Raw genomic sequence first — 25,821 nt, 5'->3', positions numbered from 1 at the left:
CCCAATCCAAAGGACGACACCTCATGGCACTGTTCGCCGTTGTCTACACATACTCCCCCAGTACGACTGCCGGGCGAGACTCTCATCGCGCCAACCATCGGGCCTGGCTCGCAGACCTGCTGGAGAAGAAGACCCTCGTATCCAGCGGCCCTTACACCGATGGCAGCGGCGCTTTGATCATCGTCGACGGAACCGACGTCGACTCGGTGAAGACATTGTTCGCGCAAGATCCGTTCGCAACCGAAAACTTGATCGAGACGTCGGTTGTCACCGAATGGAAACCGGTCATGGGCGCGTTTGCCTAGGCATCGTCGGCAGGCGCCTCATCCGGGTCGCCACCTCGAATAGACCACAGCAACCCGTCGAGCTCGTCGGGCTTGATCAGAACCTCGCGAGCCTTCGAGCCCTCACTGGGCCCGACTACTCCTCGGTTCTCCATCAGGTCGATCAGACGCCCGGCTTTGGCGAATCCGACGCGCAGCTTGCGCTGCAACATGGACGTCGAACCGAACTGGCTGGTCACCACCAGTTCGACGGCCTGGAGCAGGACATCGAGATCATCGCCGATGTCGGGATCGACGTCCTTCTTCTCCGACGCCTTCGCCGCGGTGACCGTCTCGTTGTACTCCGGCTCTGCCTGGTTCTTGGCGAAGTCGACTACTGCCGAGATCTCTTCGTCGGTGATGAAGGCGCCCTGGAGACGAGTCGGTTTACCTGCACCCATCGGCAGGAAGAGTGCATCGCCCATACCGATCAGCTTCTCGGCGCCGGGCTGGTCGAGGATGACTCGGGAGTCGGTGAGCGAGGACGTCGCGAACGCAAGGCGTGAGGGCACATTGGTCTTGATCAGACCGGTAACGACGTCGACGGAGGGTCTCTGCGTAGCAAGGACGAGGTGGATCCCAGCCGCACGAGCCTTCTGGGTGATGCGGACGATGGCATCTTCGACGTCGCGCGGAGCGGTCATCATCAGATCCGCGAGCTCGTCCACGATCGCGAGAATGTACGGATACGGCCGGTAGACACGTTCGCTTCCGAGCGGCGCGGTGATCTCACCGGATCGGACCTTCTTGTTGAAATCGTCGATGTGCCGAACCTTGTTGATCTGCATGTCCTGGTACCGCTGTTCCATCTCCTCGACCAGCCATGCCAACGCGGCAGCAGCCTTCTTCGGCTGCGTGATGATCGGGGTGATCAGGTGCGGAATACCTTCGTACGGCGTCAGCTCGACCATTTTCGGGTCGATCAGGATCATGCGAACCTCGTCCGGCGTCGCGCGTGCGAGGAGGGAGACGAGCATCGAGTTCACGAAGCTGGACTTACCGGATCCGGTGGAACCGGCAACGAGAAGGTGCGGCATCTTGGCCAGGTTGGCGCTTTGGAAGTTCCCTTCGATGTCCTTGCCGAGCCCGATCACCAACGGATGATGATCCTTACGGGTCGATGTCGCGGTGAGCACATCGGCGAGTCGGACCATCTCGCGGTCCGAGTTCGGCACCTCGATACCGACTGCAGATTTTCCTGGGATCGGCGCAAGTAGGCGCACATTGTCGGTTGCGACCGCGTACGCGATGTTGCGCGCGAGCGCGGTGATCTTCTCGACCTTGACACCGGGCCCTAGTTCTACCTCGTACCGGGTGACGGTCGGTCCACGGGTGAAGCCCGTTACTGCCGCATCGATCTTGAATTGGTCGAGAACCTCGGAGATGGCCTCGATCATCGTGTCGTTGGCCTGGCTACGAGTCTTGGGTGGATCGCCGTCGATCAACAGTGACAGCGGCGGCAGCGTGTAGTCCCCGTCGACGACGCGGTCGACGACGATTTTGTCTTCCTCGGCTTCGGGCTTGGGCTCAGCGGCCTTGACGATCGGCTTGGGCTTAGGGCGAGCGGGAGGTGCGGTCGGCGCCTGTGTTGCAGGCTCCATGACCTCGGTGGGCTCGTCGACCAGGGGCGCTGTTTTTCGCGCCCGAGGCTTCTTGACCGGAACATATTCTTCGGTCGGGTAGTTGCCGTACGGATCGGCGTTCGGTCCGTCGACGGGGTATCCGTCGGCGTCGAAACCGGAGCTCTCACGGTCGCTGTAGTCGTCGCCGAAATCGGCCCCGAAATCGGCTGGGTCGTAGTCTCCGTATTCATCGCCTCGACTGTCCGTCCCGAACAACGACCGCAGACGATCCGGAATGTCGCGCACCGTGGTGCCAGTTAACAGAAGCACGCCGAACAGACCTGCCAACAACAGGAGCGGCACGGCGAGCCACACAGTCAGACCGTCGGTGATCGGGCCTCCCGCGACGTACCCGACGAAACCGCCACCATCGGAGCGGCCGGCCGAGTCGGACGGTGAGCCCGCAGCCAGATGCCACAGTCCCAAAATCGGAAGCGCGAGCAAGATCGACCCGAGGACCAGTCGCGGGCGGATGTCCGGATTCGGTTCCGAGCGCATCAGGACGACCGCGATCGCGACTCCGAGCGCCGGCACTATGTATCCGGCTCCACCTATGACGGCGCGGACCGCGATCTCGATCCCCTCCCCTACGGGCCCGCCCGCGCTGAACCACACGGCTGCTGCGACGACGACACACAGAGCGATCAGACCCAGCGCTATGCCGTCGCGTCGGTGGCCGTGGTCGATGTCCTTGGCCTTGCTGACGGTTCTCGTCGTTGCACCGAGCCCTTTGGCCGCCATCGACCACGCCGAGGAAATCCCGCGTCCCACGGCAGAGACCACACCACCGGTGTTCTTCTTGGCCGGTCGACGAGCACCCCCACGAGAACCGGCTCCACCACGCACTGGTGCCGCCTTGCGTGCTGATGTCGACGTGCGTGGGGCTGTCGACGTGCGTGGGGCTGTGGGTTTACGTGGTGTGCTCACCGTGCGCCCCCCGGAAGACTTGCGTGATCCCCCCGAAGCCCGCGACGTCGACGAGGTACCGGCGCCGCCGGTACCCGAACTTCGAGTGCTGGTCTTTCCTGCCATACCCCTAGGTTAGTCGCAAGGGCACCTTCGAAACCATCCGCAACACGAGCAACAGGGCTCAGAGGCTCCGATCGAGCGCGTCGAGCGCCTCGATATCGCGGGGATCACCCTCCTTCTCGAGCCGGACAGCGCTCCGACCGAATGCATGGAGCAACAGTTCCGAAGGTGGTCCGATCAGAGTCACCTGACCGCGTGAGCTCTTCTTCACGGTCACAGACCGTCCATCGGTCGTACGCAACTCGACCCCGACCGGAGCTCGGCGATAGGACTTGCGCCCGATCAACCCCACGGTCGAGAACAATTTGTCTTCCATCGCTCGCGGCAAAGTTCGCGGTGACCACTCGGGTTGCGCTCGACGCAGGTCTTCGTGATGAACGAACATTTCACCTACGTTGATCAACGGATCGAGAATCTTGAACGGTGACCAGATGGGCGGTCCCGTCCGAATCTCCTCGACCAGCTGGCCGAAAGGCCTGGCAGCTACCTGGCTCTGGATCTTCTCGGTGTATCCGGCGAGGAACGGAATCAAAATTCCAGGTGCGGCATCCAAGCGACGCTCCCGAACGACGAGGTGCGCGGCGAGATCACGGCCCGTCCACCCACCACACAGCGTCGGTGTGTCCTCCCCCAACTCTTCCAATGTATGTACTAGGGCTGCGCGTTCATCCTGTGCAAGGCTCACATCGAACCACCGTACGTGCGTACGTCCCCCGTGCACAGTCTTCGGCGCGGCGTCCGTAACCTCGGTTCGGTGCCTGTATCGGAAGTTCTCGTCATTCTCGTAGCAGGCTTCGGCGCTGGAGCCATCAATGCCGTCGTCGGTTCCGGAACTCTGATCACCTTTCCAACTCTCGTCGCCTTCGGGTATCCCCCGCAGATCGCGACGATGTCGAACGCGATCGGATTGGTCGCCGGTAGCGCCTCCGGCACGTGGGGATATCGCCGAGAACTCGCAGGGCAATGGCACCGGTTGCGCTGGCAGATACCCGCATCGTTCTTCGGTGCGCTACTCGGCGCGTGGCTGCTACTGCATCTTCCCCCGTCCGTCTTCATTGCGGTGGTTCCAGTACTTCTCATCGCCGCATTGGTTCTCGTGGTCCTCCAGCCTCGCATCCAGGCGTGGGCGAGGCGCCGCTCGGAGGCGGCCGGTGAAGCCGCTGACCATGTCAGCCGGGCGAAGCTGATACTGCTGACCATCGGGACATTCGTGGTCGGAATCTATGGCGGTTATTTCACTGCAGCGCAGGGGATCCTACTGATCGGCGTCATGGGGGTGCTGCTTCCCGAGTCGATACAGCGAATGAACGCGGCCAAGAACTTGCTCTCGCTCATCGTCAACGTCGTCGCGGCCCTCGCTTACACGATCTTCGCGTTCGACCAGATCAGCTGGGCTGCAGCAGGTTTGATAGCCGTCGGATCGGTCCTGGGCGGGTCGGTGGGTGCCCGATACGGACGAAAGCTCTCACCATGGGCATTGCGGAGCGCAATCGTCGTCCTGGGCCTCATCGGACTGTGGCGGCTGATCTTCGCCTAGTCCTTCACTCGCAAGTGAAAGCAGACGACTCCGCCCCGCAGCTCTCGTGCTTCTGCGGGGCGGAGTCGGATGGAGACAGCGAAACTGTCAGTTCACTGCCATGACTGTCGGAACGATCATCGGCTTACGGCGGTACTTGTCTGCAACCCACCGGCCGACTACGCGTCGCACGGCCTGCGCGATGCGATGGGTGTCGGTGACACCGTCGGTGGAAAGGCGTTGCAGCTCGGCCTCCACAAGTTGAACGGTGGCTTTGAGGGCAGTCGGATCGTCGGAGAATCCGCGACCGGACACTTCAGGAGTCGTGACCGCCCGCCCTGTTGTCGAATCGATGGCGACGGTGATGGCGATGAAGCCGCCTTCGCCGAGAACGAGACGATCCGACAGTGTCGAATCGCCCACGTCGCCCACGGACAATCCGTCCACGTAGACGTGCCCGACCGGGACCTGACCGACGATGCGAGCCAGACCGTCGACCATATCGACGACGACGCCGTCCTCGGCAAGCACGACACGGTCCTCGGCAACGCCGGTGGCCTTGGCGAGTGCTGCGTTCGCACGGAGGTGACGCCACTCGCCGTGCACAGGCATGACGTTCGTGGGACGGACCGCGTTGTACAGGTAAAGCAGTTCACCCGCAGACGCGTGGCCCGACACATGGACCTTCGCGTTCTGCTGGGTCACGACCGTCGCTCCACGCTTGGCCAGACCGTTGACGACGGCGAAGACGGAGTTCTCGTTGCCGGGGATCAGCGACGATGCCAGCACGACGAGGTCGTTGGCCTTGACGTTGATCTGCCGGTGTTCGCCGCGAGCCATCCGTGACAATGCCGAGAGCGGCTCACCCTGAGAGCCCGTCGAAATCAACACGAGCCGGTCGTCGGGAAGCGTCGCGGCAGTGTCGACGTTGACCTCGAGGCCTTCGGGCACACGGAGGTAACCCAGATCCTGAGCGATCTGCATATTGCGGACCATCGAACGACCGACGAAGGCGATTCGACGGTTGTACCGCTCTGCGACGTCGATGACCTGCTGGATTCGATGCACGTGACTTGCGAAAGATGCCACGATGACACGCTGCTTGGCCTTGCCGATGACAGTGTCGAGCACGCCACCGATCTCGCGCTCGGGTGTGACGAATCCGGGAACCTCAGCGTTGGTGGAGTCCACCAAGAAGAGGTCGACTCCCTCGTCACCGAGACGTGAGAAGCCTGCAAGGTCGGTCAACCGGCCATCGAGCGGCAACTGGTCGAGCTTGATGTCGCCCGTGTGCAGAACGACGCCTGCGTCGGTACGTATCGCGATGGCCAACGCGTCGGGAATCGAGTGGTTGACGGCGAAGTACTCGCACTCGAACGGTCCGTGGCTCGTCTTCTGGCCTTCGACGACCTCGACGAGGTTCGGCCGCAGACGATGCTCGCGACATTTTGCTGCCACGAGGGCCAGCGTGAACTTCGAGCCGATGACAGGAACGTCCGGGCGCAGTCGCAGTAGGAAAGGCACGGCACCGATGTGGTCCTCGTGACCGTGAGTGAGAACGACGGCCTCGACGTCGGCCATCCGGTTCTCGATGTGCCGAAAGTCCGGAAGGATCAGGTCGACGCCAGGCTGCTGATCTTCGGGGAAGAGCACGCCGCAGTCGACGATCAGGAGCTTGCCCTGATGCTCGAAGACGGTCATGTTCCGGCCGATTTCACCGATGCCGCCCAGGGCAACGATGCGTAGCCCCTTGGACGGAGCCTTGGGAGGTAATCCGAGGCGTGCTGTCGGGTCGATGGCTTTACGGTTGTCCGGGCGTTGCGTCTTCGCCGAGTTCTGCGCCACGGGACGTGACGACTGAGCGGGTCGTTCAGCCGGAGGTCCGGCATTTCGGGTAGCGCGGCCGCGTGATCTGGGTGGTCTACTCATACAAGCACTCCTGCTGCTCGCAGGTCAGCTGCGAGCAATTCGATTTGGTCGATGCTCGGTGGCACCTGGGGAAGTCTGGGTTCGCCGACATCGATTCCGATGAGGCGTAGGCCCGCCTTCGCTGCACTGACCCCGCCGAGGCGAGAGACCGAGCGAATGACGGGGATGAGGCTGGCATTGATGGCCTGCGCGCGCGCAATGTCACCAACCATGAATGCGGTGTGCAGTTCGCGGACGCGAGCCGGGACAAGATGGCTGATGACGCTGACGAAACCGGTGGCTCCGACGGACAGCCACGGGAGATTGAGTGGATCGTCTCCCGAAAAGAACTGCAGACCAGTGGACGCTATCAGTTCGGCGCCGGCATTGAGATCGCCCTTCGCATCCTTGACGGCAAGAATTCTGGGATGCTCGGCCAACCGGCGTAGTGTCTCGGTCTCGATCGGGACGACCGACCGCGGCGGGATGTCATACAACATGACAGGCAAATCGGTTGCGTCGGCAACCGCGGTGAAATGCGCATACAGACCGACCTGCGGCGGACGGGAGTAGTACGGCGTCACGACGAGGAGGCCGTGTGCGCCTGCCCGCGCGGCATCACGAGCGAGTTCGACGCTGTGTGCTGTGTCATTGCTGCCCGCGCCGGCGATGATCCGCGCGCGGTGTCCGACAGCGGCGATGACCGCCCGCATCAATTCGAGCTTCTCGTTCTCGGTGGTGGTCGGTGACTCTCCGGTTGTTCCAGCCAGAACCAGGCCGTCGTTTCCCTGTTCCACCAGGTGATGAGCGAGACGCACTCCCGAATCTATGTCCAACTTCCCGTCGGCAGTGAATGGCGTCACCATAGCGGTGAGCACCGTGCCGAACGGTGGCTGGATAGGAGGAGCGGCGTCACCGTATGTCATGGTCAGCAAGGTTACCCGGTGCTACCGGCGGTCCTCACAACTCGGTCACGAATGGGCTGTGCGCCACCTCTGAACCATCGGCCAATGTCGATATCTCGAAATCGCCGAATACATCCGGTGCCACTTCCGCCAACTGACGCAGACATTCCACGGCGAGTCGCCGAATTTCGATGTCCGCGTGTTCGGAAGCTCGCATCGAGACGAAGTGACGCCACGCCCGATAGTTGCCGGTGACGAGCAAACGTGTTTCGGTCGCGTTCGGCAACACCGATCGGGCGGCCTGACGCGATTGCTTACCCCGCAACGCCGAATTGGTGACGCTCTCGAGCTTGTGATCGAGAGCATCCAGCAGTTCGACGTAGGCGGCCCGACTGGCGTCGGTAGCTCGTTCGAAGAGAGCCTCCAGATGCGGGTCACCCTCGATGGCCGGGGGAACGATGACTTTGGCGTCGTTCTCGGGGACGAATCGCTGCGACAGCTGCGAGTAAGAAAAATGCCGGTGCCGGATCAGTTCGTGGGTACACGAACGAGAAATGCCGGTGATGTAGAAGCTGACGCTCGCGTGTTCGAGCACCGACAGGTGCCCGACATCGAGAAGGTGCCGCAGATACGACGCGTTGGTCGCGGTGCGCGGATTGGGCTTGGACCAACTCTGATAGCAGGCGCGACCAGCAAACTCGACCAAGGCCTGACCGCCGTCGGCATCGGTCTCCCACGGGATGTCGGGTGGCCCCGAGAATTCGGTTTTGGCAACCAATTGCACGTTCAGTGACACCGTATTCGGCACCGCAGTTCCTCCACTCGAGCTGGCCCGTCTGTCGCTGCAGCCTATCCATGAACATCGTGACACCTTGCATGACGTCACCGATGGCGTCATGGAACTGAACAAGCACACCGCCTCGCTGCGCGCCGATCTGCTCGCGGCCGCTGCACTGGGCGACGAACATACGAGACAGACTGCCGAAGCACTCGGCGCAGCTGCCGAAGCGTCGGCCAAACTCATGCTGATGGGCGCGCTGTCGGAATTCGCCGGCGAACTGAACGAGCAACTCGGCGACCGCTCGGTCCACGTCCGCCTGGACGGCGGCGACGTCTTCGGTGAAATCCGAATGTCTCCCACGTCCGCTGAGTCAGCACCATCGGATAACGGCAGCTCTTCCGAGGACCATCCGACCATGGACGAGGTCACCGGCGAAATGCGCCGAGTTACCCTTCGTATGGTCGAACACATGAAGGAGCGCGCCGAAGAAGCAGCCTCCACCAATGGGGTATCGCTCAATTCATGGCTCTCACAAGCAGTCCAAGGGGCACTGCGCGATCAGATACGCAAGGACCGCAGCGGCTTCTGATGTCACTTCTTCTCGCGCCACGCACGTTCGAACGGCAACCGCCACGCGTGCGGGGCGACGAGTTGATGAATGGCATTGGGTCCCCACGAGCCAGGTGAATACAGTCGCACCGGTGGCGGATCGGCAAGGAGCGGCGCCGACACCTCCCACAGTCGCTCGATGCCCTCTGCCGTCGTGAACAGTGTGTGGTCTCCATGCATGGCGTCGAGAATCAAGCGCTCGTACGCTTCGAGAACGTCGCCGACCCGTTCGGTGTCCTGGATGGAAAACTGCATCGATAATTTGTCGAGCCGCATCCCCGGCCCCGGCCGCTTGCCGTAGAACGACAGCGACACCTTCGAGGCGTCGGCTAGGTCGAACGTCAGGTGGTCCGGCCCCTGCGCACCGACGCCCGATCCTGCCGGGAACATGGATTTGGGTGGCTCACGGAAGGCAATGGAAATTATCCGTTGTCCTTCGGCCAGCCGCTTTCCTGTCCGTAGGTAGAACGGAACCCCCGCCCACCGCCAGTTGTCGATTTCGCATCGGAGTGCGACGAAAGTGTCGGTATCGGAATCGTCAGCTACCCCGGACTCCGACCGATAGCCGGAATATTGTCCGCGCACAACATTTTTCGGGTCCAAAGGAATCATCGAGCGGAATACTTTGTTCTTTTCCTCACCGATCGCTCCGGGTTCGAGGGCAGTCGGTGGCTCCATTGCCATGAACGCGAGAACTTGAAACAGGTGCGTCACCACCATGTCTTTGAAAGCTCCCGTGGATTCGTAGAAGTTCGCCCGACCGTCCAGTCCCAACTTCTCGGGTATGTCGATCTGAATGTGGTCGATGAAGTTCCGGTTCCAGATCGGCTCGAACAGACCGTTGGCGAACCGGAAAGCCAGGATATTCTGTGCAGGCTCTTTTCCGAGGAAGTGATCTATCCGAAAGATTTGAGCTTCCTCGAACGTCTCGTGCAGTGTGGCGTTGAGGGCTATCGCACTGTCGAGATCGGTACCGAACGGCTTCTCCATGATGATGCGCGATCGTTCGACCAGATCGGCGGCGCCGAGCATCTCGACCACGGCGAGAGCAGCTTTCGGAGGAACACTGAGGTAGTGCAGGCGCCGGGTTCCCGGACCCAACTCCATCTCGGCGTGCGCAACAGCGTCACTGAGCGCCGCAGGCCCGGCTTTCTGCGATACATAGGTCAGCTTGCGTGCGAACTCGCTCCAATGCTCGTCGGAGACGGTTCGAGTGGAGAATTCGACGACCGACTCCAGGGCCATCTGACGAAACTCGTCACTTGTCATCTCTTCCAGCGAAGTTCCGACGACACGAATTCGTGGAGCCAGGTCCGACAACGCCAGGTGCATCATCCCCGAAAGAAGTTTGCGGCGTGCCAGGTCGCCTGTTGCTCCGAAGAGCACCACGACCTGTGGGGGCAGTTCACTGTCGGAGACGGACACTCGTGAAGTCACACTTACGATGTTCGCACCATCGAGTACATCCCGCTGCCCGAACACACGATTGGTTACATAGCGCTTGCGAGGGCAGTCACGAGGTTGCCGCGTTCACCGATCACGATGGCGTCGAGACCCAGCCAGTCCGCCATTTCACGCAGGGCCTGCGCCAGCGCAACGGCGATGGGACCGGCGGCGCGTTCACCTTCGACGAACGCGCCGAGCACCTGCAGTTCCGAGCGCACCCGATCACCCTTGAGATCGAGCCGCGCGACCAACTCGTCTCCCATCAGAAACGGGAAGACGTAGTAGCCGTGCACCCGCTTGTGCTGTGGGGTGTAGATCTCGATGCGATAGCGAAAATCGAAGATGCGCTCCACGCGCGGACGGTAGAAGATCATCGGGTCGAACGGACACAGCAGCGCACTCCCCCGGACGGACCGGGGAATGCGAGCATCGACATGCAGATACGCGGGCACGTCCCATCCGCGTACTTCGACGGGTTCGAGGACACCGTCCTCCACCAGTTCGGCGACAGCGGCTTTCGATTGTTTCTGCGAAAGTCTGTAGTAGTCACGAAGATCGGGTTCGCTTGCGATACCGAGCGCCACCGCAGACTTGTTGACCAATTCCCTTACTGCATCGGCCTCGTTCACCGTGCGAGAAAGAATATCGGGCGGAATCACCCGCTCCGTCAGGTCGTAGTGCCGGACGAAGCCGGAGCGAGTGGCAACCGAAACGATGCCGGCCGCGAACAATTGCTCGCACATGACCTTGACGTCACTGCGGTCCCACCACGGGCCCTTGCGTCCAGGACGTTCGACCTCGAGCGCACGCTCGATGTCACCGGCACTCGACGGCCCGACATCTCCGATGACAGCAAGAACATCATCGGCCAGCGCAGGGTTCCGTTCCAGAACTTTGCCAGCTCCTCCCCAACGACCGTGCTCGTACAACCTTGTGCGCCAGCCCATCAATGGCCAATCCTCGACCGGTATCAGCGCGGCCTCGTGTCCCCAATACTCGACAAGCTTCCGAGGGCGTCGCGCAGTATCGGTCCACGCAGCCTGATCGATCACAGTTCGGTCGTATTTGCCGATTCGACTGAACACCGGCGCATAGTGGGCGCGCACGAGCACCGACACCGAGTCGATCTGGAGCAACTGCGTTTGTGCAATCACCTTGTGCACTGCGCGTGTGGACGCCAGCCCCTCCTTCACAACACGCGCAGACGCCAGCCCCTGCGCAGCCAGGGCGGTGCGGCGTGCCATCGATGCACTCATCTCACGCATGACGCCACTGTGCCACGAGGGTCCGACGACTCTCTTCGCTACGGAGCCCAACCGTGGGAGCAGGCGATGTCCTCCATCGTGGACGCCAGCCGAGACAATCCAGGTTCCTCGATCGGAAAGTGACCGCACCCTTCCAGCATTACCAGCGATGTCGGCGCGGCGATCCTGTCAAGAAATCGAATGCTCAATTCCGCCGGGGTCCACGTGTCTTCTGCAGGATGTGTCAACGTCACTTTCGGGCCTTGATATTTCTCGGGGGCCACGTGTTCGAATGACATGAAACTGTTGAGAAATCCGAGCGGTAGGGACACTCCACCACCGAGTGGATCCGTCGCGCATGCTTGCGACAGCTCTCGATTCGCACTCATGTTGTCGATATCCATCAACCACCGCACGGGCACACGGACGCTGCCGAGCACCGCCGAACCTGCCTTCAGCAATCGGGGGGATATTGGGCCGAGAACACCGAAACGCGCAGCGGCAGATCGAGCATCGGGATCCGATGGATCCAGAAGACAAGTAGCAATGACGTCGGCAACCTGGTTCGAGCAGCGGCATATCAGGAAACAACACATCGGCTCCACGCTTCGCAGCGACTGCCGCGAACGGCCACAGTGCGCCTGAATGCCCACCTGCACCATGAATCGCCAGAACTTTGACAGCCGCATCGCTGTTGCGCGCCCGGGCAATATGAACTGAGGTGTCACGCCACTGCCAGGTCGTCGAGACCGGTTGGAGGAAGGTTTGGTACCCAGCAGGAAGGAACCGCGCATATGCGTCTGACGTCATGGGAGCGAGACTAGACAGAGATCACCGTCGCTGCCGAGCCGAGACGTGAAGAAGATTCCGCCTTGGCAAGTGGTCGTGTGGCTGTGGACCGTCAAAACGTGTCGGTAGGGGGGCTTACACTCGCAAGTATGTTCGAATCGGGGGATTTCGGAGCTGGCATCATCGACGGCAACAGCTGTGTGGCAGGACTGCTCGCAGTTGCCGGCCGAGATCGCCATCGAGAGAATTTGTGCCGAGTTCGCGTGGTGGAATCGGTCTGCAACGTCGTAGAGATCCGCCTCGCCGATGCCGATGACCGCGGCGGCGATCCCTCCGACGCGTTGCGCGATGCGGTGTGCGAGGCAGCGGGAGCACTACGCATGTCGTGGCGCCAGATCCGGGCGTTCACCGACACCGGCTTCGAATTGGACCGATTGCCTTTGACCGCCATTCGATTCAGTTGCGGAATGCTCGACTGGTCCCACGTCACGGTAATGACCTCGGTTCTCGGTTATGCCAGTGATGAGACGATCAAGGCCATCGAGTCCGACGCCGTTGCTGCAGCCGCACGCTTCAACGCACCGTCACTCCGCAAAAAGCTGTGGCGACTGTGGATGACGCACAACCCCGACGAGGCCGCGGTAGCTCGGGCTCTGTCCGCTCGCGCCGGCAGAGAGGTGTCGGTCCGGCAGGAAGGAGATGGAACAGCGATTTTGCACGCGCAGTTGACCGACCTCGAAGGTGCCGAAGCCGACGCGCTGATCGAGGAGATCGCCGGGACCGTGTGCAAGTCCGATCCGAGGTCGCTACGACAACTGCGTGTCGACGGACTGTTGGCCCTTCTACACAGCGAAGAAGTTCTCGAATGCCACTGTGACCGCGGTGAACAGTGCCCCGTGTTCGGCATCACCGACGCACCGCCTCCGCGACGTGGACATCTCGTCCAGATCCTTGTCGATGTGCAAACCCTGTTGGGTCTGACCTCGAGCCCGGCTGTCTTGGCGGATGGGACACCACTCGACGCGGACCTGGCCCGGCTGGTCGCCAAGGATACTCAGTGGCAAGCGCTGCTGACCGAACTCGTGACCGTTCTGACGTCCTCGGGTGTGGCTGTTCCAGGTGGTGGGGATATTCGACGCCCTGCTGCTCTGTTATCGAATTCGACTGTCGGTCAACCCCTCTCGGAGCATCTGATCGGACGCGGTCGGGTGCGCCGAGGTGGCATTGTCCCCCGCGCATTTCCCCGAACGTTCGGCCCTGCACGATCGGAAATCAGCGAATCGGTCCGAGCAAAGTTCTCCGCCGAACTACTCGCCACCATCGAGAACGACCCGACACTGGCCGCGGGAATGTTTCCCGACGGACACGGTGGTCTTACCTGCCCACCGCCGGGCGCGCTGACGTACAAGCCCTCGACCGAGACCGCAGCACGTGTACGGATGAGCCACCGGACGTGCACCTTCGAACACTGCGATGTCTCCTCCACGAAGTGCGAACTCGACCACATCGTCCCGTTCGACCACAACAACCCCGAGCGCGGGGGGTGGACTATCGAGACGAACCTGCACCCCGTCTGCACCCGCCACCACCAGGCCAAGACATCGCGCAGCTGGACCGTCGCCCTCCTGCAGGGCTGCGCGATCCTGTGGACGAGCCGCTCCGGATACCGGCGGATCTCGCTCCCGGATCCGGGAGGGCTGGGCTTACCCAGAGCCCGCCGACGCGGAAAACGAGGTTCGGAACCCGAGCCCGATCCGGTCACGGTGACCTGGTGGGAAAAGAATCAATCGCCCGGCACGCAACCACCTACGACCAAGGACCTCCGAGACGCCGCGACCGATGTTGCGCGGGCGCGAATCCAAAATCTGCGACGCCGATTCCGCGAACACGGCGCAGTCGTTCGACTACGCGAACGCGCCGAGCCCCCACCGTTCTGAAGACATGGCGGTTCAGCTCATGAGAGTTGCTGCCAACGTGCCGCCGAGTTCGTAGCAAGAATCCTTGGCGGCCTTATCCGCGGTCGTCAGTTCCAGTGCAGCGGAAACGTTTTCCAGCGCCCACCCGGTGGCGATCTTCGCTATCGCCGATACTGCGCCGACGGTGTCGTTGTTGCCGTGAACCCACATGCTGTACGGGCGGGAGGCGACTGCGTCAAGACACGGATAGTAGGTGGTGTCGAAGAAATGCTTGAGAGCACCGCTCATGTAGCCGAAATTCGCCGGTGTTCCGAAAAGGTAGCCGTCGGCGCTCAGGACATCGGAGATCGTTGCACTCAGCGCGGGAACGCTCCGAACTGTCACGCCCTCGATATCGGGATCATTCGCACCCGCCAGCACCGCTTCGAGAAGCTCACGCGTCACCGGCGACGGTGTGTGGTGGACGACGAGCAGAGTGGCGGTCATCGGTCCGCGGATTCCTGCCGTTCGAGTTCTACTGCCCGCTTCATCGTTTCGCGGGCTCTGCCTCGGTCGCCTGCGTAGTCGTAGGCTCGCGCCAATCGGTAGGAGTTGCGCCAGTTGTCCGGATCCTTCTCCCACTCACCTTTGATCTGTTGGAAGAGTTGGTCGGCGGCGTCGCGGGCAATACGACCCGACGGCATCGTCGGCAGATCGGAGACGTCGAGTTCGAGGTTCTCCTCGCGCATCCGGCTGGCCAGATGCTGATGATCGAACCCTGCTTTGAGGGTGGCGCCGACAATCCATACTCCGAGGATGGGCAACAGAATGACGCCTATTCCGAGACCGATGTTGACCGGGCCGCCGGTCTGAATCAGCGATAGTCCGCGACTTCCGAGAAGGTAGAAATAGAAGCCCAGAACCAGCACCATGACGCCGATGATGAGCACAACTTTGGTGGCCTTGTTCATCGCAACCTCGCTACAGATCCAAGAAGGGGTCGAGTCCGACCGTCAACCCGGGTCGTCCGGAAATTTCACGCACACCGAGTAGGACCCCGGGAGCGAAGGACGAGCGGTCCATCGAGTCGTGCCGGATGGTGAGCGTCTCCCCCTGCGTTCCCAGCAGAACTTCCTGATGGGCAATCAGTCCGGCGAGCCGAATGGAGTGGACGCGAACGCCGTCTACCTCGGCGCCTCGGGCACCGTCCAACTTCGTGGTGGTGGCATCCGGACTCGGGCCTACGCCGGCCTTCTTCCTGGCGTCGGCGATGACCTGGGCCGTGCGGTAGGCGGTACCGGACGGCGCGTCGGCCTTGTTCGGGTGGTGTAGTTCGATCACCTCGACAGATTCGAAGAATCGTGCTGCTTGCTCGGCGAACCGCATCGTCAGTACGGCGCCGATAGCGAAGTTCGGCGCGATCAGGACACCGGTCCGGGGCGAGTTCGCCAGCCATGACCGGACGGTATCGAGGCGTCCCTCGTCGAAGCCCGTAGTTCCGACAACGGCATGAATACCGTTCTCCACGAGGAACTTCAGGTTGTCCATCACCACGTCCGGATGCGTGAAGTCCACGACGACCTCGGTGGCTGCGTCGACAAAGGTCGAAATCGGGTCGCCCTGATCGACCGTGGCAACCAATTCGAGCCCGTCTGCTGCCGTGACGGCGTCGCAGATGGCTTGCCCCACCTTGCCGCGGGCCCCGAGGACGCCGACTCGAATAGGCGCTTGTGCACTCACGACTGTTTCCACTCTCTTTCGCTGACACTGCTTTCGCTGACACTGACGGCTTCGGCAAGCCTACTGACTTGCGAGGTACCCGTACTACGCCGGTTGGAAATCGGTAGTCGTCGGGCAGGCCGCAAACCGGACTCGGTGTCAAGATACTGTCGACCGGTGAATACGGAAAGTGTCGTGCGCGCCCACAACGTCGACCTGGTCAGAGGCGGACGACATCTACTGCGCGGCGCATCGGTGCAGGTCGAACAGGGGCAGCACTGGGTGCTGCTCGGTGCCAACGGAGCAGGTAAGAGCACGTTGCTGAGCATGCTCGGCGCGTCAGTGCACCCCACTCGGGGCACCGTCCATGTCCTCGGTCACCAACTCGGCCGTGTCGACATGCGCGAGCTGCGCACCCATATCGGCCACGTCGATCCTCGACTGCGTATCGAGGCCCCATTGACGCTTTTCGAGACTGTTCTCACCGGGCTCACCAACACCCCCGATCTGATTCCGCGATGGTCGGCCACTTCCGAGCAGAAAGACCGGGCCCGATCGCTCATCGCCTCCCTCGGTATCGAGGATCGCAGCGACTCGTCTTGGCGCACACTTTCGCAGGGTGAACGTGGCCGCGCGCTGATCGCGCGAGCACTCCTGTCGAACCCTGCGCTTCTGCTTCTGGACGAACCTGCAACCGGACTCGACCTCGCTGCTCGCGAACAACTTCTCGCCGCGCTCGACAATCTGCGCGCACAGCACGAATCATTGTCGAGCATCCTTGTGACGCATCATCTGGAGGAAATTCCCAAGTCCACGACGCATGCCGTGCTCATTCGCGACGGCCACATCATGGTCGACGGCCTCGTCGAGGACGTACTGACGACCGAGAACATCAGCGCGTGCTTCGACCATCCCATCGAGATCGGACGCAGCAACGGCCGCTGGGTCGCTACTGCTCGTCGAAGGTGATGACCTGACGGATCGCTCTGCCGTCGGCGAGTTCGTCCATGCCGTAGTTGATGTCCTCGAGCCGGATTCGCGAGGAGATCAGCTTCTCGACAGGTAGCCTGCCCTCACGCCAGAGCTGCGCATACTTTGGAATGTCACGCTCGGGCACTGCAGAACCGAGATAGCTGCCGATGATCGTGCGCGCTTCGGCGACGAGTCCGAGAGGCGATATCGAGGATCTGGCGTCGGGAGAGGGAAGGCCGACGGTGACCGTCCTGCCGCCGGGTGCCGTCGCGGCGACGGCTGCTTCGAAGGCGCGCGCGTTTCCTGCAGCCTCGATCACGATGTCCGCTTTGATACCCAGCTCATGCAGCTCGGCAGGTGAATACGTCCGAGTCGCACCGAGTTCGCGAGCGGTTGCCAGCTTCTCAGCCACTGCATCGACTCCGATGACCTCACCGGCGCCCACGGATACAGCCGTCAGTACAGCGGCCATTCCGACGCCACCGAGACCGACCACCATGATGGACTGGCCGGGCCTGGGCGCACCGGCGTTGAGGACTGCGCCACCGCCGGTCAATACTGCACAGCCGAGCACCGCCGCGATGTCGGCCGGAATATCGTCGTCGACGGCTACGATCGATTTGCGGCTCACTACCGCATGTGTTGCAAATCCGGAAACCCCGAGGTGGTGTTTGACTTCCAAGCCCGCACGCGCCAATTTCCCACCGCCACCGAGTAATTCACCAGCATTGTTCGCCGCACTGCCTGGCACGCAAGGCATCTGCCCGTCGGTCCGGCAGCCAGCGCATTCTCCGCATCGAGGCAGAAAGGTCATCACCACGCGGGTGCCTAGTGCGATGTCCTCGACCCCGGACCCGAGCGCCTCGACGCGTCCGGCTGCCTCGTGCCCGAGCAACATCGGAACCGGCCGGATCCGATTGCCGTCGACCACGGACAGATCGGAATGACACAGGCCGGCGGCCTCGATTCGGACGAGCAATTCCCCCTCACCGGGCGGGTCGAGATCGAGTTCCGAAATCGTGATCGGCCGAGATTGGGCGAACGGCCGAGACCGTCCGATTTCCTCGAGCACTGCGCCGCGAATCTTCATTTACCCACTCTAGGACGCGCCGCGCCTACAACGGCAGACGCGGCCTCAGCAGATGCGCCACCAGTCCCGTCCAACCAGTTTGGTGCGATGCTCCCAGGCCTTCCCCGGTGTCACCGTCGAAATACTCGTTGAAGGTGGGGTGCACGGTCCACAACGGGTCCTCGCTCGCCTCGATTCGCGCACCGTCCGCAGGACGCTTGCCGTTCACGGGCCGAAACAGCGACGCCAACCCGCTGTCGATCAAATCTGCTGCCTGCGTCAAGGTGCGGTGATTGCCGGATCCGGTGGGAATCTCGATGGTGAAGGATTCGCCGTAGTGACGGCCGTATGCGCGCAACTTGTCGGCCAACAACACGTTGACCGGGAACCAGATCGGGCCACGCCAGTTCGAGTTGCCACCGAACATGCCCGTGCGTGATTCGCCGGGTTCGTACTCGATGGACAGACTGCGGCCGTCGACATCGAACGTGACGCCGTCCCGGTACGACGCCGACAGTGACCTGATTCCGTACTGCGACAGGAACTCTTCCGAATCGAACATCCTGGCCAGCACACGCTTGAGTCGTTCCGGTTCGACGAGGGAGAGCAGCACTCGAATTTCGTCGCCGTCCTTCCGTGCGAGCAACGGACTGACCATGTCAGGTCGACGATGCTGCACCCACCGCAGACGTGCGGTCAGATCAGGGCATTCCTCCTCGACCCACGACGGAATCTCGGTAGCACCGAGAATCGGGAGCAGTCCGACCATCGAACGTACCCGCATCGGTACCGCGTCACCCTCTGGCGAAACGAGGACGTCGTAGAAGAACCCGTCCTCTTCGTGCCATAGTGAAATATGTTGCGATCCAAAAGATTTGACAGCTTTCGCGATGGACAGAAAGTGCGAGAAGAACTTCGTCGCGACGTCGTCCCAGGCATTGTCGTGACGCGCGAGCTCGAGCGAAATCTTGAACATCTGTTGGCAGTAGAACGCCATCCAACTCGTGGCGTCGGATTGTTCGAGCCGAAATCCTGGCGGCAAGGGCGCAGAGCGGTTGAACAAGCCGATATTGTCCATTCCGAGGAAGCCACCCTCGAAGATGTTCGAACCCGCCGAGTCCTTTCGGTTCACCCACCAAGAGAAATTCAACAGCAGCTTGGTGAACACACGCACCAGGAATTCTCGGTCACGGTATCCGTCGATGCGGTAGACGTGCCACGCCGCCCACGCATGGACCGGTGGATTGACGTCACCGAACTCCCACTCGTAAGCGGGGAGCTGACCGTTGGGATGCATCGCCCACTCCCGGCACATCAGCACCAACTGTTCCTTCGCGAAATCCGGATCCACGTGGGCAAGAGGAATGGTATGAAAAGCCAAGTCCCAAGCAGCAAACCACGGATACTCCCATTCGTCGGGCATCGATATCACGTCAGCGAGGGCAAGGTGACGCCAGTGCGTATTTCGCGCCGCGGGATCGCGCCGCGACGGCGGTGCGGGCTCACCCACCGGGTCGCCTTCGAGCCATTGCTCGACGTCGTAACGGTAGAGCTGCTTCGTCCACAAAAGCCCCGCGTACGCTCGCCGAGCGATATGGCGATCATTCTCGTCCAGATCGGATCCGATCACGACACCGAAGAAGTCGTCGGCTTCCGAACGTCGGTCGGCAACAATGGCGTCGAACCCACGCCCGAAGGTCTGTGCGTCCGGTTCGTTGTGAGACAAACGCAACTTGACCTCGACCGTAGCGCCGGGTGCGATGTCGTCGAATCGAAACCAGAACGCCGACTTCGTGCCCGTCTGCTCAGGGTTGATCGCGCCGGTGTCACCTTCGACGACGCGGCGGCCGATTCCGTCTTTGCAGTACGCGCTTGCATTCTCCTGACCCCAGAGCTGCGCCGAGTTCGTTTCGTTGTCACAGAAGAGGACCTCGGGTTCCCCTTCGGCGCTGAGATAATACTTTCCGAGAAAGCCATGTTCGGCTGCGATTGCGCGCACCCGGCCGGACTGCAATTCGGGGGCCGTCATTTCCGAGAGGGCGCCGCCACGGTCGTCGCGACCCCACGCCCAGGTGTTGCGCAACCAGAGATGCGGCAGCAGATCGACCGACGCGGCCTCGGGGCCATGATTGGTGATCGAGATAACGATGGCGATATCGTCCGGGGCTGCTTTGGCGTAGGTGACCTGCACGTCGAAGAATCGGTTCTCGTCGAGAATTCCGGTATCGGAGAGTTCGTACTCCCGTTCGTCGCGCCCTCGTTGCGCGTTCTCTTCACGAAGCTGCCGGTACGGGTACTCGGCGTGCGGATAGCGGTAGAGCCATTGCATCCAGCTGTGGCTGGGTGTGCCGTCGACGACCCACCAGTACTCCTTGACGTCCTCGCCGTGGTTGCCTTCACCGTTGGTAAGACCGAAGAGTCGTTCCTTGAGGACGGGGTCCTTGCGGTTCCACAGCGCGAAAGCAAAGTTGAGAAACCCGAAACGATCGCAGATCCCGCCCAATCCGTCCTCTCCCCACCGGTAGGCCCGTGCATGCGCCTGATCGAAGGGAAAGGACTGCCAGGCGTCCCCATCGATCGAGTAGTCCTCACGGACTGTGCCCCACTGCCGGCCGGCGAGATAGGGGCCCCACTGACGCCAGGGCCCGGACACGCCGGGCGACTCGGCGAGCCGCGAATGCTCGGCGGTCCTCGGCTTGGGCGGTGGTTCGGTGGCATCGGTCACGGCACCAGTCTGCTACCTCTGCGGCACGCTCGCGTACCGATGAGTTTCACCGAGTCCGCAGGTCGAACGAGAAGAGCCCCGACAACCACGAAAAGAGAAGATCGATGCGCACACTGACAGCAGGTCTGTTTCACTCCGTAGACGGAGTGGTCGAGTCCCCCGAACAATGGCAGTTCGACAGTTTCGACGAAGAAATGGGGGGTCTGCTGGGGGCGATGATCGAGCGAGTGGACGCGGTAATTCTCGGACGAGTCGGCTACGAGCAGTGGTCGGGATATTGGCCGACCGCAGGGGACGAGGACGGCTTCGGGGGCTTCATCAACTCTGTACCCAAGCACGTCGCTTCCAGGACGCTCACCGGTCCACTAACCTGGGAAAATGCCTCACTCATCGACGGGGATCTCAATGACTTCGTTCACGATTTGAAGGCGTCGAAAGGAGGAGAGATCGCTGTGGTCGGCGGCATTTCGATCGTGCGCCACCTGTTCTTCGCCGGACTCCTCGACTCTCTGACGCTGATGACACACCCCGTGATTGCCGGATCGGGTCGAAAGATGTTCGAACCCGGTGACCCGCTCACCAAGCTCGAGTTGCGCAGCGTGCGCGGGACGTCCAAGGGCAACGCAATTCTGGAGTACGCGAGGGCCTGATCCTCAGGCGCGACAGACCCTCAGCAGTGCAGCGACATCCGTGCGATCGAGGCCCTTGGGGGGTGGATCCTGCAGGAGAATCTCTCGTAATCGGGCCATGAAGCTCTGCCGACTCACACCGAACTCGGTCAGCACGTCCTCGTTCGGACCGAACACGTGCGGAAATTGTGGAACGTGCTGATCCTGCATCGAGGTTCCTTTCGGCCGCTGTCGCTCGGTGGCGACTCTGTTCGACGGTCTATCCCCCGACAAGCAAGGAACGTTACACTTTTATCCCAAGTGGAACGCCCTTGGAAACATGAATCGCCCACGTCTCCTGCATCCCCGGTCGTAGCATCAGGTCCCGTGACCCCTGCTCTCCGCATTCTCGTGTACAGCAGCAACTCCGACACGCGCACGTATGTGACGACGGCTATCGGCACACACCCGAAAGCGACGCTCGGAACCTTCGACTATCTCGAAGTCGCATCGGCCCCGATGGTGATTCACTATCTGGACGGCGGGGGCATCGACCTCGCCATCCTCGACGGGGAGTCGGCGCCGGCCGGGGGAATGGGCGTGGCGAAGCAACTGCGGGACGAGCTCGCACACTGTCCACCGTTGGTGGTTCTGACCGGCCGACCGGACGACAGATGGTTGGCAGATTGGTCCGGCGCCGACGCCGCAGTGCCACATCCGCTGGACCCGTTCGTGTTGGCGGAAACGGTCGTGAAACTGCTCGAAAACCTACCGAAAGTGCCACCGTCCCAAACTTTTCCCGCGTAGTGGACCCGACACTCCTTCCTCGCAGTCCGAAATCGAGACACGTCGGGGCATCGCACCGGTAGGCTGTGTTTCAGCTCACATTCCTACAGGCTGCCCACAAGGCATGCACGGAGGCGCGAACAGCATGAACGAGTACATTCCCATCCTTGTCCTCGGTGCTGTCGCCGTCGCCTTCGCTCTCGTCTCCGTCGTCATCGCCTCGGTAGTCGGCCCGAAGCGGTACAACAGGGCGAAGATGGATGCCTACGAATGCGGTATCGAGCCGACGGCTCAACCGATGGGTGCAGGTCGCTACCCCGTGAAGTTCTATCTGACGGCGATGCTGTTCATCATTTTCGACATCGAAATCGTTTTTCTATATCCCTGGGCCGTGCATTTCGACGCGCTCGGCGTATTCGGGCTTCTCGCGATGGGACTGTTCGTCGTCAGCGCTGCAGTCGCCTACGCCTACGAATGGCGTCGCGGCGGGCTCAGCTGGGATTAGGTTCGCCACTTTCAAGAACTTTGAATCGGAAGGGTCAGATATGGGTCTCGAAGAGAAGCTACCGAGTGGCTTTCTGCTGAGTACGGTCGAAGGCCTCGCCGGATACGTCAGGAAGGGCTCACTCTGGCCCGCCACATTCGGCCTCGCCTGCTGCGCAATCGAAATGATGGCTACCAGTTCCGGCCGATTCGATATCGCCCGATTCGGTATGGAAGCATTTCGTGCCTCCCCGCGGCAGGCGGACCTGATGATCGTCGCCGGCCGGGTCAGCCAGAAGATGGCGCCCGTGCTTCGTCAGATCTACGATCAGATGGCTGAGCCGAAATGGGTTCTGGCCATGGGGGTATGCGCGTCCTCGGGCGGCATGTTCAACAACTACGCGATCGTCCAAGGCGTCGACCATGTGGTTCCGGTGGACATCTACTTGCCCGGGTGCCCGCCCAGACCGGAAATGCTGCTCGATGCAATCCTCGAACTGCACAAGAAAATACAGGAGATGCCGCTCGGCGTGAACCGCGAAACGGTCGCCCGCGCAGCGGAAGCCGCCGCATTGGCGTCGACACCTACTTTCGAACTCAAGGGGTTGCTGCGGTGACGTCCGATCGACGTGGAATGTTCGGTGTGAAGGGTACCGGTGACACATCCGGGTATGGGAGGTTGGTGCCACCTACGCTGCTGCGGGAGAGCGCATCCCGACCCTACGGCGGATACTTCGATGTCATTGCCGATGAATTGGAACGCACACTTCCCCGACTCGACACGACGATCGATGAAGCAATCGAAGCCGTCGTGGTCTTCCGCGGTCAACTCACCCTGCATGTTCGACGCGAACACCTTCTTGCGGTGGCGACAACGCTCCGCAACGAACCGGAACTTCGATTCGAACTGTGCCTGGGTGTCAGTGGCGTCCACTATCCCCAGCAGGTCGACCGAGAATTACACGCAGTATTTCCGTTGATGTCGATAACCCACAATCGTCGAATCCGTCTCGAAGTATCGGTTTCGGATGCCGATCCGCACCTGCCGTCGCTGGTCGAGATCTATCCGACCGACGACTGGCACGAACGTGAAACGTACGACTTCTTCGGAATCCAGTTCGACGGTCATCCTTCGTTGACTCGAATTCAGATGCCCGACGACTGGGAGGGCCATCCACAACGCAAGGACTATCCACTCGGAGGAATCCCGGTCGAGTACAAGGGTGCGAGTATTCCTCCACCGGACCAACGACGGGGGTACAAGTGATGAGCGAACGATCGTTGACCGTCTCCGGGCAAGATTGGGACGACATAGTCGCTGCTGCAGCAGAATCGGCTGCAGGCTCCTCCGAAGAGCGCATCGTCGTCAACATGGGGCCACAGCACCCGTCGACGCATGGGGTACTTCGCTTGATTCTCGAGATCGAAGCCGAAACCGTGACCGAAGCACGATGCGGAATCGGCTACTTGCACACTGGAATCGAAAAGAATCTCGAGTTTCGAAATTGGACGCAGGGCGTGACCTTCGTGACCAGGATGGACTATTTGTCCCCCTTCTTCAACGAAACTGCGTACTGTCTCGGTGTCGAAAAGCTTCTCGATATCACCGAGGAAGTACCCGAACGTGCGACCGTCGTCAGGGTTCTGTTGATGGAACTCAATCGCATTTCTTCGCACCTCGTCGCGCTGGCCACCGGCGGAATGGAATTGGGTGCAGTTACGGCGATGCTGTTCGGGTTTCGTGAGCGCGAGTTGATTCTCGACGTGTTCGAGATGATCACCGGATTGCGGATGAACCACGCGTTCATTCGACCCGGCGGACTCGCCCAGGATCTACCCGAAGACGCGGTGGCGAAAGTGCGAGAGTTACTGAAAACTTTGCCTGTTCGCCTACGCGATATGTCGAATCTGCTGAACGAGAACTCGATCTGGAAGGCCAGGACCAAAGGGATCGGTTATCTCGATCTGACTGGCTGTATGGCTCTTGGAATCACCGGTCCGATGCTTCGCTCCACCGGCCTCCCTCATGACCTCCGCGTCTCCGAACCCTATTGCGGATACGAAAACTACGAATTCGAGGTGTGCACGGACACCGGTTGCGATGCCTACGGTCGATACCTCGTGCGGATCGACGAGATGAAGGAATCACTCAAGATTGCCGAGCAGTGCCTCGACCGGCTTCGACCAGGACCGATCATGGTGGACGACAAGAAAATAGCGTGGCCTGCCGATCTTTCCGTCGGACCGGACGGTATGGGTAATTCTGCCGAACACGTGCGCGAAATCATGGACACCTCGATGGAATCGTTGATCCACCATTTCAAGCTCGTCACCGAGGGCTTTCGGGTCCCACCGGGTCAGGTGTACGTCGCAGTCGAATCGCCGCGCGGTGAACTCGGCGTCCACATGGTCAGCGACGGCGGCACAAGACCGTTTCGGGTGCACTACCGAGATCCATCCTTCACCAACCTGCAAGCGGTTGCAGCCACGTGCGAAGGCGGCATGGTCGCTGATGTCATCGCTGCTGTGGCAAGTATCGATCCGGTGATGGGAGGTGTGGACCGATGAGCGAACCCATCTATGTGGAACTGACCACCCGTGCTGCCCCGTACCCACCGGACACAGCGACTCGGTTGTCGCTGGATGCGGACAGGATCGTCGCAAGGTACACCCCGCCCGGGGATGTCGACCCGGAGATGGCTCGGTCGGCACTCCTTCCGCTCCTGCATCTGGTCCAGGCCGAGGACGGGTACATCACTCCGACAGGTATCGAGTTCTGCGCACATCGGCTTGGACTGACCGGCGCCGAAGTCACCGCAGTAGCAACTTTCTACTCGATGTATCGGCGCGAACCAACAGGTGACTACCTGGTGGGAGTGTGCACCAACACGTTGTGCGCAGTGATGGGCGGCGATGCCATCCTCGAAGCCCTGGAGGACCACCCCGGAGGCGTCGACGACCCCGTCACGTTGACGCACATCGAATGCAACGCTGCCTGCGATTACGCACCGGTGGTGATGGTCAATTGGGAGTTCTTCGACAATCAGACTCCCGAATCTGCGCGCACCCTCCTCGACGACTTGCGTTCGGGACGCGAGGTCGTTCCGAGCAGGGGTGCATCGCTCTGCACGTTCCGGGAGACCGAGCGAATCCTTGCGGGTTTCCCCGACGAACGCCCCGGCGCGGTAGAGGCCGGTGGTACTGCGGGCGGCCCGACCCTCGCGGGCCTGCGCGTCGCACGCGCACTGTCGATGACCGCCCCGACGGCGCACGAACCCTCGGACGAGGGTGCGCCGCCCCTCGAGTCGGCGGATGCCGCGGCAGCGGAAACGACCAAGAACAAGCCAGCGCCTGCACCCGGCGAATCAGTACCTCCCGAGAAGGGAAATTGA

25 protein-coding genes and 1 pseudogene are annotated in these 25,821 nt (G+C 61.6%); 12 read left to right on the top strand and 14 right to left on the bottom strand.

Going from position 1 to position 25,821, the window contains the following annotated elements:
* Positions 1-23 precede the first annotated feature (23 nt).
* Positions 24-305, top strand: a complete 282-nt coding sequence (locus tag BJI47_RS14065; protein WP_088944311.1) for a YciI family protein — start codon at positions 24-26, stop codon at positions 303-305.
* On the opposite strand, the gene BJI47_RS14060 is transcribed toward BJI47_RS14065, so the two are convergent.
* Both BJI47_RS14060 and BJI47_RS14050 read right to left on the bottom strand, forming a co-directional pair.
* Positions 302-2,977 carry a DNA translocase FtsK gene (locus tag BJI47_RS14060; protein ID WP_176224859.1) on the bottom strand — a complete coding sequence of 892 codons (2,676 nt, stop codon included), beginning with the start codon at positions 2,975-2,977 and terminating at the stop codon, positions 302-304. The genes BJI47_RS14065 and BJI47_RS14060 overlap by 4 nt on opposite strands.
* 58 nt (positions 2,978-3,035) lie before the next feature.
* Entirely contained in the window at positions 3,036-3,659 is a 624-nt protein-coding gene (locus BJI47_RS14050) for a TIGR03085 family metal-binding protein (protein ID WP_088944329.1), read from the bottom strand.
* Positions 3,660-3,728: 69 nt separating this feature from the next.
* Here BJI47_RS14050 and BJI47_RS14045 point away from each other — a divergent pair, with 69 nt between their 5' ends.
* Entirely contained in the window at positions 3,729-4,511 is a 783-nt protein-coding gene (locus BJI47_RS14045) for a sulfite exporter TauE/SafE family protein (protein WP_088944328.1), read from the top strand.
* Positions 4,512-4,598: 87 nt separating this feature from the next.
* On the opposite strand, the gene BJI47_RS14040 is transcribed toward BJI47_RS14045, so the two are convergent.
* Genes BJI47_RS14040 through thyX form a run of 3 tightly spaced genes read right to left on the bottom strand, consistent with a single transcriptional unit; the run spans position 4,599 to position 8,111 of the window.
* The gene (locus tag BJI47_RS14040) at positions 4,599-6,419 is read right to left on the bottom strand and encodes a ribonuclease J (RefSeq protein ID WP_254900597.1); all 1,821 of its coding nucleotides are present in this window, start codon (positions 6,417-6,419) and stop codon (positions 4,599-4,601) included.
* Positions 6,416-7,324: a 4-hydroxy-tetrahydrodipicolinate synthase gene (gene dapA, locus BJI47_RS14035; protein WP_088944327.1), complete on the bottom strand. Its 909-nt coding sequence runs from the start codon at positions 7,322-7,324 to the stop codon at positions 6,416-6,418. Before dapA ends, BJI47_RS14040 begins: the two co-directional genes overlap by 4 nt.
* A 34-nt stretch (positions 7,325-7,358) precedes the next feature.
* Positions 7,359-8,111 (bottom strand): FAD-dependent thymidylate synthase, encoded by a 753-nt coding sequence (gene thyX / locus BJI47_RS14030; RefSeq protein ID WP_088944309.1) that lies wholly within the window; start codon positions 8,109-8,111, stop codon positions 7,359-7,361.
* An 88-nt stretch (positions 8,112-8,199) separates the two neighbouring features.
* Here thyX and BJI47_RS14025 point away from each other — a divergent pair, with 88 nt between their 5' ends.
* The gene (locus BJI47_RS14025) at positions 8,200-8,673 is read left to right on the top strand and encodes a hypothetical protein (protein ID WP_088944308.1); all 474 of its coding nucleotides are present in this window, start codon (positions 8,200-8,202) and stop codon (positions 8,671-8,673) included.
* A gap of 2 nt (positions 8,674-8,675) precedes the next feature.
* On the opposite strand, the gene zwf is transcribed toward BJI47_RS14025, so the two are convergent.
* Genes zwf through BJI47_RS25015 form a run of 3 tightly spaced genes read right to left on the bottom strand, consistent with a single transcriptional unit; the run spans position 8,676 to position 11,844 of the window.
* Positions 8,676-10,130, bottom strand: a complete 1,455-nt coding sequence (zwf, locus tag BJI47_RS14020; protein ID WP_088944326.1) for a glucose-6-phosphate dehydrogenase — start codon at positions 10,128-10,130, stop codon at positions 8,676-8,678.
* Positions 10,131-10,183: 53 nt separating this feature from the next.
* Positions 10,184-11,404 (bottom strand): winged helix-turn-helix domain-containing protein, encoded by a 1,221-nt coding sequence (locus BJI47_RS14015; RefSeq protein ID WP_088944307.1) that lies wholly within the window; start codon positions 11,402-11,404, stop codon positions 10,184-10,186.
* A gap of 38 nt (positions 11,405-11,442) precedes the next feature.
* Positions 11,443-11,844 (bottom strand): hypothetical protein, encoded by a 402-nt coding sequence (locus BJI47_RS25015; protein ID WP_368655895.1) that lies wholly within the window; start codon positions 11,842-11,844, stop codon positions 11,443-11,445.
* 477 nt (positions 11,845-12,321) lie between these two features.
* Between BJI47_RS25015 and BJI47_RS14005 the strand changes: the two genes are divergently transcribed.
* Entirely contained in the window at positions 12,322-14,109 is a 1,788-nt protein-coding gene (locus tag BJI47_RS14005; protein ID WP_088944306.1) for an HNH endonuclease signature motif containing protein, read from the top strand.
* A 12-nt stretch (positions 14,110-14,121) separates the two neighbouring features.
* On the opposite strand, the gene BJI47_RS14000 is transcribed toward BJI47_RS14005, so the two are convergent.
* The 3 genes from BJI47_RS14000 to dapB are packed head-to-tail and all read right to left on the bottom strand — an operon-like array spanning position 14,122 to position 15,807.
* Complete coding sequence (locus BJI47_RS14000) at positions 14,122-14,574, bottom strand: flavodoxin family protein (protein ID WP_088944305.1); 453 nt, start codon at positions 14,572-14,574, stop codon at positions 14,122-14,124.
* Positions 14,571-15,038, bottom strand: a complete 468-nt coding sequence (locus BJI47_RS13995; RefSeq protein ID WP_088944304.1) for a tetratricopeptide repeat protein — start codon at positions 15,036-15,038, stop codon at positions 14,571-14,573. The genes BJI47_RS14000 and BJI47_RS13995 overlap by 4 nt, the downstream gene beginning before the upstream one ends.
* A 10-nt stretch (positions 15,039-15,048) precedes the next feature.
* Positions 15,049-15,807, bottom strand: a complete 759-nt coding sequence (dapB, locus tag BJI47_RS13990) for a 4-hydroxy-tetrahydrodipicolinate reductase (protein WP_088944325.1) — start codon at positions 15,805-15,807, stop codon at positions 15,049-15,051.
* Positions 15,808-15,963: 156 nt separating this feature from the next.
* Here dapB and BJI47_RS13985 point away from each other — a divergent pair, with 156 nt between their 5' ends.
* Positions 15,964-16,755 (top strand): ABC transporter ATP-binding protein, encoded by a 792-nt coding sequence (locus BJI47_RS13985; RefSeq protein WP_088944303.1) that lies wholly within the window; start codon positions 15,964-15,966, stop codon positions 16,753-16,755.
* Here the strand turns inward: BJI47_RS13985 and BJI47_RS13980 are convergent.
* Positions 16,736-17,848, bottom strand: a complete 1,113-nt coding sequence (locus tag BJI47_RS13980; RefSeq protein WP_088944302.1) for a zinc-binding dehydrogenase — start codon at positions 17,846-17,848, stop codon at positions 16,736-16,738. The two genes, BJI47_RS13985 and BJI47_RS13980, sit on opposite strands and share 20 nt — an antisense overlap.
* Positions 17,849-17,873: 25 nt before the next feature.
* A complete protein-coding gene (locus BJI47_RS13975; protein WP_088944301.1) occupies positions 17,874-20,552 on the bottom strand; it encodes a glucosidase in 2,679 nt (892 codons plus the stop codon).
* Between the two features lie 104 nt (positions 20,553-20,656).
* Here BJI47_RS13975 and BJI47_RS13970 point away from each other — a divergent pair, with 104 nt between their 5' ends.
* On the top strand, positions 20,657-21,202 hold the full coding sequence (locus tag BJI47_RS13970) for a dihydrofolate reductase family protein (protein WP_088944300.1): 546 nt from the start codon (positions 20,657-20,659) through the stop codon (positions 21,200-21,202).
* 3 nt (positions 21,203-21,205) lie between these two features.
* Here the strand turns inward: BJI47_RS13970 and BJI47_RS13965 are convergent, their stop codons facing one another.
* Positions 21,206-21,391 (bottom strand): hypothetical protein, encoded by a 186-nt coding sequence (locus BJI47_RS13965; protein WP_088944299.1) that lies wholly within the window; start codon positions 21,389-21,391, stop codon positions 21,206-21,208.
* 156 nt (positions 21,392-21,547) lie between these two features.
* On the opposite strand from BJI47_RS13965, the gene BJI47_RS13960 reads away from it, so the two are divergent.
* The 6 genes and pseudogenes from BJI47_RS13960 (at position 21,548) to nuoE (ending at position 25,821) form a co-directional block, all read left to right on the top strand.
* Positions 21,548-21,967 carry a response regulator transcription factor gene (locus tag BJI47_RS13960; protein WP_088944298.1) on the top strand — a complete coding sequence of 140 codons (420 nt, stop codon included), beginning with the start codon at positions 21,548-21,550 and terminating at the stop codon, positions 21,965-21,967.
* A 124-nt stretch (positions 21,968-22,091) separates the two neighbouring features.
* Positions 22,092-22,451: an NADH-quinone oxidoreductase subunit A gene (locus BJI47_RS13955; RefSeq protein ID WP_088944297.1), complete on the top strand. Its 360-nt coding sequence runs from the start codon at positions 22,092-22,094 to the stop codon at positions 22,449-22,451.
* A gap of 40 nt (positions 22,452-22,491) precedes the next feature.
* Positions 22,492-23,046 (top strand): NADH-quinone oxidoreductase subunit B family protein, encoded by a 555-nt coding sequence (locus BJI47_RS13950; RefSeq protein WP_084348670.1) that lies wholly within the window; start codon positions 22,492-22,494, stop codon positions 23,044-23,046.
* A gap of 8 nt (positions 23,047-23,054) precedes the next feature.
* A pseudogene (locus BJI47_RS13945) lies at positions 23,055-23,696 on the top strand (NADH-quinone oxidoreductase subunit C); the annotation flags it as partial.
* Positions 23,696-24,997 carry an NADH dehydrogenase (quinone) subunit D gene (nuoD, locus tag BJI47_RS13940; protein ID WP_088944295.1) on the top strand — a complete coding sequence of 434 codons (1,302 nt, stop codon included), beginning with the start codon at positions 23,696-23,698 and terminating at the stop codon, positions 24,995-24,997. The pseudogene BJI47_RS13945 and the gene nuoD, both read left to right, overlap by 1 nt.
* The gene (gene nuoE, locus BJI47_RS13935; protein ID WP_088944294.1) at positions 24,994-25,821 is read left to right on the top strand and encodes an NADH-quinone oxidoreductase subunit NuoE; all 828 of its coding nucleotides are present in this window, start codon (positions 24,994-24,996) and stop codon (positions 25,819-25,821) included. Before nuoD ends, nuoE begins: the two co-directional genes overlap by 4 nt.

Source organism: Rhodococcus sp. 1168, assembly GCF_002091955.1.
GTDB lineage: Bacteria > Actinomycetota > Actinomycetes > Mycobacteriales > Mycobacteriaceae > Rhodococcoides.
This window is presented reverse-complemented; position numbering and strand designations above follow the sequence as displayed.

Coding starts and splice junctions, on each gene's coding strand:
- BJI47_RS14065 (WP_088944311.1), top strand. CDS start 24: ATGGCACTGTTCGCCGTTGTCTACACATACTCCCCCAGTACGACTGCC.
- BJI47_RS14060 (WP_176224859.1), bottom strand. CDS start 2,977: ATGGCAGGAAAGACCAGCACTCGAAGTTCGGGTACCGGCGGCGCCGGT.
- BJI47_RS14040 (WP_254900597.1), bottom strand. CDS start 6,419: ATGAGTAGACCACCCAGATCACGCGGCCGCGCTACCCGAAATGCCGGA.
- dapA (WP_088944327.1), bottom strand. CDS start 7,324: ATGACATACGGTGACGCCGCTCCTCCTATCCAGCCACCGTTCGGCACG.
- BJI47_RS14025 (WP_088944308.1), top strand. CDS start 8,200: ATGGAACTGAACAAGCACACCGCCTCGCTGCGCGCCGATCTGCTCGCG.
- BJI47_RS14015 (WP_088944307.1), bottom strand. CDS start 11,404: ATGCGTGAGATGAGTGCATCGATGGCACGCCGCACCGCCCTGGCTGCG.
- BJI47_RS14005 (WP_088944306.1), top strand. CDS start 12,322: ATGTTCGAATCGGGGGATTTCGGAGCTGGCATCATCGACGGCAACAGC.
- BJI47_RS14000 (WP_088944305.1), bottom strand. CDS start 14,574: ATGACCGCCACTCTGCTCGTCGTCCACCACACACCGTCGCCGGTGACG.
- BJI47_RS13995 (WP_088944304.1), bottom strand. CDS start 15,038: ATGAACAAGGCCACCAAAGTTGTGCTCATCATCGGCGTCATGGTGCTG.
- BJI47_RS13980 (WP_088944302.1), bottom strand. CDS start 17,848: ATGAAGATTCGCGGCGCAGTGCTCGAGGAAATCGGACGGTCTCGGCCG.
- BJI47_RS13970 (WP_088944300.1), top strand. CDS start 20,657: ATGCGCACACTGACAGCAGGTCTGTTTCACTCCGTAGACGGAGTGGTC.
- BJI47_RS13965 (WP_088944299.1), bottom strand. CDS start 21,391: ATGCAGGATCAGCACGTTCCACAATTTCCGCACGTGTTCGGTCCGAAC.
- BJI47_RS13955 (WP_088944297.1), top strand. CDS start 22,092: ATGAACGAGTACATTCCCATCCTTGTCCTCGGTGCTGTCGCCGTCGCC.
- BJI47_RS13950 (WP_084348670.1), top strand. CDS start 22,492: ATGGGTCTCGAAGAGAAGCTACCGAGTGGCTTTCTGCTGAGTACGGTC.
- nuoD (WP_088944295.1), top strand. CDS start 23,696: ATGAGCGAACGATCGTTGACCGTCTCCGGGCAAGATTGGGACGACATA.
- nuoE (WP_088944294.1), top strand. CDS start 24,994: ATGAGCGAACCCATCTATGTGGAACTGACCACCCGTGCTGCCCCGTAC.